This is a genomic window from Bradyrhizobium sp. UFLA01-814, from assembly GCF_046718885.1.
Taxonomy (GTDB): Bacteria; Pseudomonadota; Alphaproteobacteria; order Rhizobiales; family Xanthobacteraceae; genus Bradyrhizobium; species Bradyrhizobium elkanii.
Window position 1 is genome coordinate 1 of sequence record NZ_JAQOSR010000249.1, and the last position, 9351, is coordinate 9351.

A 9351-nucleotide genomic window follows, 5' to 3' on the forward strand; every position below is an offset into this window, starting at 1 on the left:
GCTGCTCACGGTCCTCAATGCCATGATGCGAGACCGAAAGCCGTACCTACAGACCAAACCGACATAACAGTTGCCGGGTCGCGCTTCGCTTGCCCGGGACGACGTGGGAAAGAGCGCCACCCGCACGCTCAGTGTCGTCCCTGCGAAAGCAGGGACCCATGACCACAGGACGTGGGATGGAGCGAGCTGGGGCCACAGCTCGCTTCAACAACGCAACCCTGTGGTTATGGGTCTCGGGTCGCGCTTCGCTTGCCCGGGACGACGTGGGAAAGAGCGCCACCCGCACACTCAGTGTCGTCCCTGCGAAAGCAGGGACCCATAACCACAGGACGTGGGATGGAGCGAGCTGGGGCCACAGCTCGCTTCAACAACGCAACCCTGTGGTTATGGGTCCCGGGTCGCGCTTCCCTTGCCCGGGACGACGTGGGGAGAAAGCGAGGCTCAGTTTGCCGCCGCCGTTGCGCGCAGCTGGCGATCGCCTGCTTAGGTATTGAATCTGAAATGCATGACGTCGCCGTCGGCGACGACATACTCCTTGCCTTCAAGGCGCAGCTTGCCGGCATCGCGCGCGCCGGCTTCGCCGTTGCCGGCGATGTAATCGGCATAGGCGATGGTCTCGGCGCGGATGAAGCCCTTCTCGAAATCGGTATGGATCACGCCGGCGGCGGCGGGCGCCTTGGTGCCGCGGTCGATGGTCCAGGCGCGCGCTTCCTTGGGGCCGACGGTGAAATAGGTGATGAGGTCGAGCAGCCGGTAGCCGGCGCGGATCAGCCGATCGAGCCCGGCCTCTTCCAGGCCCAGCGTCTCCAGGAAGTCGGTGCGTTCTTCACGCGACAGCGTCGCGATTTCGGATTCGATCTTGGCCGAGATCACGACCGCGACCGCGCCCTCCTCCTTCGCGCGTTCGAACACCGCCTTGGAGAAATTGTTGCCGTCCTTGGCCGAGCCTTCCTCGACGTTGCAGACGTAGAGCACGGGCTTCGAGGTCAGCAGCCCGAGCATGCGGAACGCCCGCTCCTCCTCCGGCTTGCGCTCCAGCGCGCGCGCCGGCTTGCCGTCGCGCAGCAGCACCAGCGCGCGGTTGACGAGCTCGAGCTGCTCCTTGGCTTCCTTGTCGTTGCCCTTGGCCTTCTTCGAGAGGTTGTCGACGCGCTTCTCCAGGCTGTCGAGGTCGGACAGCATCAGCTCGGTCTCGATGGTCTCGATGTCGGCGAGCGGCGCGATTTTGCCCTCGACATGGGTGATGTCGGAATCCTCGAAGCAGCGCACCACATGGGCGATGGCGTCGACCTCGCGGATGTTGGCGAGGAACTGGTTGCCGAGGCCTTCGCCCTGCGACGCGCCGCGGACGAGGCCCGCGATGTCGACGAAGGTCAGCCGGGTCGGAATGATCTGCGCCGACTTCGCGACCGCCGCGAGCTTCTCCAGCCGCGGATCGGGCACCGCGACCTCGCCGACATTCGGCTCGATGGTGCAGAACGGATAGTTCGCCGCCTGGGCGGCCGCCGTCTCGGTCAGCGCATTGAACAGCGTCGACTTGCCGACGTTAGGCAGCCCGACGATCCCGCATTTGAATCCCATGTCTTCCTCAATAATCTCTGGTTCGTCATGGCGGGCTCGTGCCGATGACGATTAAGGGAGATCAGGCCGGCTTCTCGCCGCCGTTCTCACCCTTGTCGAAAAATCCCTTGGACTGCATCGTCAGATGCACCTTGTTGGCGAACGACGCGTCATGCCCCGCAGCCAGCAGGCCGGCATTGTCGGCGACGGCCTGGCACAAGGCCTCCACCCACGCCCGGTCGCTCTTGGCGAAGTCCGACAGCACATGGCTGTGCACGAGCTCCTTGACGCCGGGATGACCGATCCCGAGCCGCACCCGCCGATACTCGTTGCCGATATGCGCGGAGATCGAGCGCAGGCCGTTGTGGCCGGCGATCCCGCCGCCGATCTTGACCCGCACCTTGGCGGGCGGCAGTTCGAGCTCGTCCTGGAACACGGTGATGTCGGAGGGCGCGAGCTTGAAGAAGTTCGCCGCTTCCTGCACCGCGCGCCCGGACTCGTTCATGTAGGTGGCCGGCTTCAGCAGCACGACCTTCTCACGATCGACGACGCCCTCGGAGGTCTCGCCCTGAAAGCGACGGCGCCATGGTGCGAAACCATGACGCCGTGCAATCTCGTCGACCGCCAGGAAACCGATATTGTGCCGGTTGCTGGCGTATTTCGCGCCGGGATTACCGAGACCGACAAAAAGGCGCATGGCGCGGCATCCCGCGTCGGCGCGCCATCAGACGATCGCGCGCCGACCTGATCGATTACTTCTTCTTGTCGCCACCGGCGGGAGCCTTGGCGCCCGCGGCCGGAGCCGCAGCACCCGCAGCCGGAGCCGCCGCGGCGGCCGGAGCCGCAGCACCCGCGGCCGGAGCAGCGCCACCGGCAGCAGCCGCAGCCGCGGCCTTCTGCTCTTCGGCGTAGCCGGACGGCGGCACGATGGTGACCAGGGTTGCGTCCTCGCGGGTCAGCGACTTCACGCCCGTGGGCAGCTTGACGTCGGAGAGATGCAGCGAGTAGCTGATCTCCAGCGCGCCGACGTCGGCCTCGATGTATTGCGGAATGTTGTCGACCGAGCACTCGAGATCGAGCGCGTGGGTGACGATGTTCACGGTGCCGCCGCGCTTGACGCCCGGCGAACTTTCACCGTTCACGATGTGAAGCGGCACGCTGACGCGGATGGTCGCGCCTTCGCCGAGCCGCATGAAGTCGACATGGAGCGGGAAGTCCTTCACCGGATCGAGGTGGTAGTCGCGCGGAATCACGCGATGCTTCTTGCCCTCGATATCGATGTCGAACAGCGTGGTGAGGAACCGGCCCGCCAGGATGCGCTGGCGCAGTTCACGATCGTCGACCGAGATGGTCACCGGGGGCTGGTTGTCTCCGTAGATCACTCCGGGAACTCTCCCGGCGCGACGCTCTGCCCGGGCGGCCCCCTTGCCGCTCTTCGGACGCGCGGTCGCCTTCAATTCCTTGACGGTCGCCATAGCGTTAAGTCCTTGTATTTAAAAAGTTAAAGGCCGCAGCGCGGCCCATGCTCAGGTCCACAGCAAGCCTCCAGGGGTGCGGGGGCCGCGGACGTGGCGGGCTTTTAGCCCCAAAGGGCCGAAATGACAAGGAAATGAAGGGATTTTTCTTGGGTTACCGAGGGAGGATCGTAGCCCGGATGGAGCGAAGCGCAATCCGGGGCCGGCCCCGCGGAGGCAGAGGTCTCGGATTTCGCTTCGCTCCATCCGGGGTACATGCCGTTTCAGCCCGCCGAGCCGCCGAGCTTGGCCTCCAGCGCCGCGATCCGGGCCTTCAGCGTCTCGTTCTCCTCGCGCGCCAGGCGGGCCATGTCCTTGACCGCGTCGAATTCCTCGCGCTTGACCACGTCGAGGTCGCGCAGGATACGTTCCGCCTGGTTGCGCATGACCGTGTCGACCTCGCGCTTGACGCCCTGGGCGGCGCCCGCGGCATCGTTCATCAGACGGCCGATCTCATCGAAAAACCGGTTGCTGGTCTGGGTCATCTCGCAAAACTCTCCGCGTTCACTGGCCTCGCGCCAAAGACAATGGCGATCTCAGCCATCCGGTTCAAGTCCGCCGCGAATGGCAGGCCTCCCGAGGCTTGCCTTGTCATGCTCCGGTTTCCTTGCAATCGTATGAACTCACAACAGAAATCGCACACATAACGCGAGCAGAAACGCCATGATCGAAGAGACCGTCGAGATCCCGACCAAGGACGGCAAGACCACCACCTTCATCACCCATCCCGAGCGCGGCGGCCCCTTCCCGGTCGTCATCTTCTACATGGACGCGCCTGGTATCCGCGAGGAGCTGCGCGACATGGCGCGCCGGCTCGGCACGTCAGGCTATTATGTGATGCTGCCCAATATGTATTACCGCGCCGGCGTGATGGAGCTCGGCCCGATCAATCCCGATCCGGAATCGCCCGAGCGCAAGCGCATGTTCGAGCTGATGCACTCGCTCAACATCCCGCTGGTCATGGAAGACACCAAGGGCCTGCTCGCCTATGCCGAGACGCAGAAGGCCGCGAACACCAGCATCATCGGCACCGTCGGCTATTGCATGAGCGGCCGCTACGCGGTGAACGCGGCGACGCATTTCGGCGATCGCGTCAAGGCCGCCGCCTCGGTCTACGGCACGCATCTGGCGACCGACCAGCCCGACAGTCCGCATCTTGCCGCGCAAAAGACAAAGGCCGAACTCTATTTCGCCTGCGCCGAGACCGATATCCACGCGCCACAGGACATCATCGAGCAGGTGAAGGCCGGCATGAAGGGATCGAACAACGAGGTGGAGATCTATCCCGGCACGCATCACGGCTTTGCGTTCCCCAAGCGCCCGGTCTATGACCGCGACGCCGCCGAACGCCACTGGGAGCGGCTGCTGGCGCTTTACCGCCGCAACCTCGTGAGCTGAGCCTCAAGACGCACGATGCCGTTCCTGCTGATCGACTTTCCGGTATTCAATCCCGTCGCGCTCTCGCTCGGGCCGATCGTGATCCGCTGGTATGCGCTGGCCTACATCGTCGGCATCGTGCTGGGCTGGATCTACGCCCGCTCGCTGATCAAGAAGGAGCGGCTGTGGGGCGGCCCGGCGCCGATCACGCTGCCGCAGCTCGACGATTTCATCCTCTGGGTCACCATCGGCATCATCGTCGGCGGCCGCACCGGCTATGTGCTGTTCTACAATTTGCCCTTCTTCATCGCGCATCCGGCCGAAATCCTGGAATTGTGGAAGGGCGGCATGTCGTTCCACGGCGGCTTCCTCGGCTGCGTCGCGGCAGCGATGCTGTTTGCCCGCCGCAACGACATCCCGATCCTGTCGCTCGGCGACATCACCACCGCGGTCGCGCCGATCGGGCTGTTCCTCGGCCGGCTCGCCAATTTCATCAACAGCGAATTGTGGGGCCGTCACGCCGACCCGGGCCTGCCCTGGGCCATGATCTTTCCCAATGGCGGGCCGCTGCCGCGGCATCCGAGCCAGCTCTACGAGGCCGGGCTTGAAGGCATCGTGCTGTTTGCGGCGCTGGCCGTCATGATCCGGATGGGGGCGCTCAAGCGTCCCGGCCTGATCCTCGGCAGCTTCATTGCGATCTACGGCGTTGCCCGAATCATCGGCGAGCACTTCAGGGAGCCCGACCCGCAGCTCGGCTTCCTGTGGGGCGGATTAACCATGGGCATGCTGCTGTCGGTGCCAATGATCATCGTTGGCGTTATCCTCATCACGGCCGCCGTCCGCCGCAGGGCGAGCGGTCCGGCGCCGAGTTCAACCTGAACAAGTTCAATCCAAAGCAAGTGCAATCCAAGGAAGGCCGTGAGCGAACCCTCCCCGCTGCTGGATGAGATCAGGAAGCTGATCAAGCTGTCCGGGCCGATGCCGGTCTGGCGCTACATGGAATTGTGCCTGATGCATCCGCGATACGGCTACTATTTGTCGCGCGATCCGCTCGGCCGCGAGGGCGATTTCACCACATCGCCCGAGGTCAGCCAGATGTTCGGCGAACTGCTTGGGCTGTGGAGCGCCTCGGTCTGGCGCGCGATCGGCTCGCCTGAGACGCTCCGCCTGATCGAGCTCGGCCCCGGCCGCGGCACCATGATGGCGGACGCCCTGCGCGCGCTTCGCGTGCTGCCGCCGCTCTACCAGTCGCTCAGCATCCACCTCGTCGAGGTCAATCCGGTGCTGCGCGAGAAGCAGTACGCGACGCTGACGGGCGTGCGCGATATCACCTGGCACGACAGCATCGACGACGTGCCCGAGGGACCGGCGGTGATCCTCGCCAACGAATATTTCGACGTGCTGCCGATCCACCAGATGGTCCGCCGCGAGACCGGCTGGCATGAGCGCACGGTCGGGATGGATGCCAACGGCAACCTGTATTTCGCTCCCGCCACCGAGCCGACACCGCATTTCGAAGTGCTGCTGCCACCGCTGGTGCGCGCCGCCCCGCTCGGCGCGGTGTTCGAGTGGCGGCCCGACAACGAGATCATGAAGCTGGCAACGCGGCTGCGCGACCAGGACGGCGCCGCGCTGATCATCGATTACGGCCATCTGCGCAGCGACGCCGGCGACACCTTCCAGGCGATCGCGCGCCACGGCTTCGCCGACCCGTTGAAGAACCCGGGACAGGCCGATGTGACCGCGCATGTCGATTTCCAGGCCCTGGCGCGAGCCGCCGAGGATGTCGGCGCGCGCGTCCACGGACCGGCGACGCAGGGCGACTTCCTCAAGCGCCTCGGCGTCGAGGCCCGCGCCGCCGGACTGATGGCGAAAGCAAGCCCCGAAGTCTCCGCCGACATTGCCGGCGCGCTGAAGCGGTTGACCGATTCCGGGCGCGGCGGGATGGGCTCGATGTTCAAGGTCATGGCCATCTCCGACCCGCGCCTCACCTCGATCGCCGGATTGAGCGATCAGCCTGACGAGACCGAACAATGACATTGGGATCACCGCTGCTGTCGGCCATTCCGGGCCTGCGCCATGCCTTCTTCTCGCGCGAGGGCGGCGTGTCGGAGGGCATCTATGCCGCGCTGAATGGCGGGCTCGGCTCGCGCGACGATCCGGCCAAGGTCGCGGAGAACCGGCGGCGGATGGCGGCGCAGCTCGGCGTGCCGCTCGATCACCTCGTCAGCGTGCATCAGGTTCACTCGCCTGACGTCGTGGTCGTGACCGGTCCATGGAACGGCGCCGTGCGCCCGAAGGCGGACGCGCTCGTCACCCGCACCGAGGGCCTTGCGATATCGGTCACGACGGCCGACTGCGGCCCGATCCTGTTCGTCGATCCCAATGCGCGGGTGATCGGCGCGGCGCATGCCGGCTGGAAGGGCGCGCTGACCGGGGTGCTGGAATCGACCATCGACGCCATGGAGAAGCTCGGCGCGGAGCGCGGCGGCATCGTCGCCGCGATCGGCCCGCTGATCCGCAAGGAGTCCTACGAGGTCGGCAACGAATTCGTCGAACGCTTCATCGAGGCCGATGCGGAGAACGGCATGTTCTTCATGCCCGCCGAACGCGACGGACACGCGATGTTCGATCTTGCCGGCTTCATCCGCATGCGGCTGGAAAATGCCGGCGTGCTGATGATCGACGATCTCGGCATCGACACCTATTCCGACGAGCGCTGCTTCAGCTACCGCCGTTCCGTGCACCGCAAGGAAGCCGATTACGGCCGGCTCGTTCACGCCATCGCGCTGGAAAGCTGACGCCGGGCGTCCTCCTCATTTTTGTGCGACAAGCGTCTTGACTCTCCACCTGCTGGAGACCGGACAAGCGGCGCATGACACAACGCACCTACAGCATCGGCGAGGCGGCGCGGCTCAGCGGAATCTCCGTCCGCAAGCTCCGCTTCTATTCGGACCAGGGGTTGCTGCCGCCGGCCGGCCGCACCGCGAGCGGCTATCGCGTCTTCACCGACGACGAACTGGTTCGCCTCGACCTGATCCGCTGCCTGCGCGATGCGGGGCTCGGTCTCGACGCGATCCGCGAGGTCCTGACCAAGGAGCTCTCGCTGGTCGAGGCGCTGCAGCTTCGCCTCGAGACGCTGGAAGCGGAGATCGCGGCGCAGCGCCGCGTCGCCTCGGCCCTGCGGGCTGCGTTGCGTTCACCGCAACTCACCGAAGCAGACCTGAGGAGATTCCTGACCATGACGCAGCTATCCCGCACCGAGCGCCGCAACGTCGTCGAACGCTTCTTCGAGAAGGTGTCCGACGGCATCAACATCGACCGGAAATGGATCCGGCAGATGATCGAGACCAGCGTGCCCGAATTGCCCGACGAGCCGACGCCCGAGCAGTGCGATGCCTGGATCGAGCTTTCGGAGATGCTCAACGACCCTTCCCTCGTCGCCAACATCCGCGCCAACGCGGAGGACGTCTGGAATCACCACGTGCTGGATCTCGCCGCCTGGCAAGCGGCCAACGAAACCGTGCTGGCGAGAGCCAGGGAGATCATCGCGCGCGACCTCGGCCCGGCGTCGGAGGCGGGCCAAGCGCTGGCGCGCGACTGGCTGGAAACATCGGCGCGATTGCTGAAGCGAAAACCTGATCCGGAATTCCGCAACTGGATTCGCGGTAAATATGCCCTGCACGACGCCCGTGCCGCGCGCTATTGGGAGCTCGTCGCCATCATGCGCGGGCAATCGCCGGACGCGAGCCCGAACCGCGAATGGGCCTGGATCACCGAGGCCATGCGGCACCATCTCTCTGACTGAGCAGGGAAATCCGAAACCTCGTGGCGCGCCGCCCGGATCGGTTAAGGGCTGTGGCCGTCCTGCCCTAGACGTTAAGCCGTTTTAACGATATCGCAGGACGCAATGAGGGAAGCGTCGAACCGCCAGTTTCAAACTGGGACAGCCGTGCGTGCCGCGGTCGCAGCCTCGTGGCTCGCGATTGCGTGCGCGCTTGGCGGCTGCGCGGCCGGCGGCAACGTGGCCGACTCCTACGCCATGGCCACGCCGGCAAGCAGCGGCGCAACGGTTGCGTTCGAATCGATCGACGGCCCGCCGCCCCAGGTGTTCGACCGCATGGTCGGCGTGCTCGACAGCGAGTCCAAGCTGCGCAGCCTGTCGATCGTGTCGCGCCAGGGCGCTGCCGCCTATCGCGTGCGCAGCTATCTGTCGGCGCAGGTGGTGCGCGGCCGCACCATGATCTCGTGGGTGTGGGACGTCTACGACAGCAACCAGCAACGCGCGCTGCGGCTCTCCGGCGAGGAGCCCGCCGGCAAGGCCGGCCGCGACGCCTGGGCAGCCGCCGACGACCTGGTGCTGCGCAAGATCGCCCAGGCCGGCTTCAGCGGCCTCTCCAGCATGCTCAATGGCGGCCCGGCGGACGGCCTCGCACCCGCCCCGGCACCGGACCTCCGCGGGCCCACAGTGGCAAGCGCCCCGGCCCCCGCCGCGCCCGAGACCGTGGCGCTCGGCTATTCCGCCGACTAAACCCCGTTATCTCCCGGGGAAATGGGTTTTTTGCCCAGGAAAAACGGCGGCCAAGGCCGGCTAATGGGTTGCCATCGGAGGCGCCTGCCTGATATTCCCTCGCGCACCGAAAACCCGCCGGTTCTGTAAGGACTTGAGATGCTGAACGTCGTATCCAGCAAGGCGCGGGGGGAAGCATCGATGTCGGCAAAGAACGGATCAATCAAACTCGTCGCCGGCAACTCCAATCCTGCGCTGGCGCAGGACATCGCCAAGGGACTTGGCATCGAACTGACCAAGGCCGTGGTCCGGCGCTTTGCCGACATGGAGATCTTCGTCGAGATCCAGGAGAATGTCCGCGGCTCGGACATGTTCATCCTGCAGTCGACG

The 9351-nt window shown here is 65.6% G+C and carries 11 protein-coding genes; 7 read left to right on the forward strand and 4 right to left on the reverse strand.

Features of this window, described 5'->3' with window-relative positions; all coding sequences use genetic code 11:
- Positions 1 to 483: 483 nt before the first annotated feature.
- The 4 genes from ychF to PMN64_RS40100 all read right to left on the reverse strand — a co-directional run bounded on the left by ychF (position 484) and on the right by PMN64_RS40100 (position 3559).
- Positions 484 to 1581 (reverse strand): redox-regulated ATPase YchF, encoded by a 1098-nt coding sequence (ychF, locus tag PMN64_RS40085; protein WP_018269814.1) that lies wholly within the window; start codon positions 1579 to 1581, stop codon positions 484 to 486.
- 61 nt (positions 1582 to 1642) lie between these two features.
- Complete coding sequence (pth, locus tag PMN64_RS40090; RefSeq protein WP_028344325.1) at positions 1643 to 2257, reverse strand: aminoacyl-tRNA hydrolase; 615 nt, start codon at positions 2255 to 2257, stop codon at positions 1643 to 1645.
- 55 nt (positions 2258 to 2312) lie between these two features.
- Positions 2313 to 3035, reverse strand: a complete 723-nt coding sequence (locus PMN64_RS40095) for a 50S ribosomal protein L25/general stress protein Ctc (RefSeq protein ID WP_028344324.1) — start codon at positions 3033 to 3035, stop codon at positions 2313 to 2315.
- Between the two features lie 263 nt (positions 3036 to 3298).
- Positions 3299 to 3559, reverse strand: coding sequence for an accessory factor UbiK family protein (locus tag PMN64_RS40100; RefSeq protein ID WP_028344323.1), 261 nt, complete (start codon positions 3557 to 3559; stop codon positions 3299 to 3301).
- A gap of 178 nt (positions 3560 to 3737) precedes the next feature.
- On the opposite strand from PMN64_RS40100, the gene PMN64_RS40105 reads away from it, so the two are divergent.
- The 7 genes from PMN64_RS40105 to PMN64_RS40135 all read left to right on the forward strand — a co-directional run.
- Positions 3738 to 4472 carry a dienelactone hydrolase family protein gene (locus PMN64_RS40105; protein ID WP_411784731.1) on the forward strand — a complete coding sequence of 245 codons (735 nt, stop codon included), beginning with the start codon at positions 3738 to 3740 and terminating at the stop codon, positions 4470 to 4472.
- 15 nt (positions 4473 to 4487) lie between these two features.
- Entirely contained in the window at positions 4488 to 5330 is an 843-nt protein-coding gene (gene lgt / locus PMN64_RS40110; RefSeq protein ID WP_411784732.1) for a prolipoprotein diacylglyceryl transferase, read from the forward strand.
- A 99-nt stretch (positions 5331 to 5429) separates the two neighbouring features.
- Entirely contained in the window at positions 5430 to 6488 is a 1059-nt protein-coding gene (locus PMN64_RS40115) for a class I SAM-dependent methyltransferase (protein ID WP_411784736.1), read from the forward strand.
- Positions 6485 to 7252, forward strand: coding sequence for a peptidoglycan editing factor PgeF (gene pgeF / locus PMN64_RS40120; RefSeq protein WP_411784733.1), 768 nt, complete (start codon positions 6485 to 6487; stop codon positions 7250 to 7252). The genes PMN64_RS40115 and pgeF overlap by 4 nt, the downstream gene beginning before the upstream one ends.
- A 74-nt stretch (positions 7253 to 7326) precedes the next feature.
- Entirely contained in the window at positions 7327 to 8259 is a 933-nt protein-coding gene (locus tag PMN64_RS40125; protein ID WP_028344318.1) for a MerR family transcriptional regulator, read from the forward strand.
- A 102-nt stretch (positions 8260 to 8361) separates the two neighbouring features.
- Positions 8362 to 8982, forward strand: coding sequence for a hypothetical protein (locus PMN64_RS40130; protein WP_411784734.1), 621 nt, complete (start codon positions 8362 to 8364; stop codon positions 8980 to 8982).
- Between the two features lie 180 nt (positions 8983 to 9162).
- The coding region (locus PMN64_RS40135; protein ID WP_411784735.1) for a ribose-phosphate pyrophosphokinase-like domain-containing protein at positions 9163 to 9351 on the forward strand (189 nt) is incomplete at its 3' end.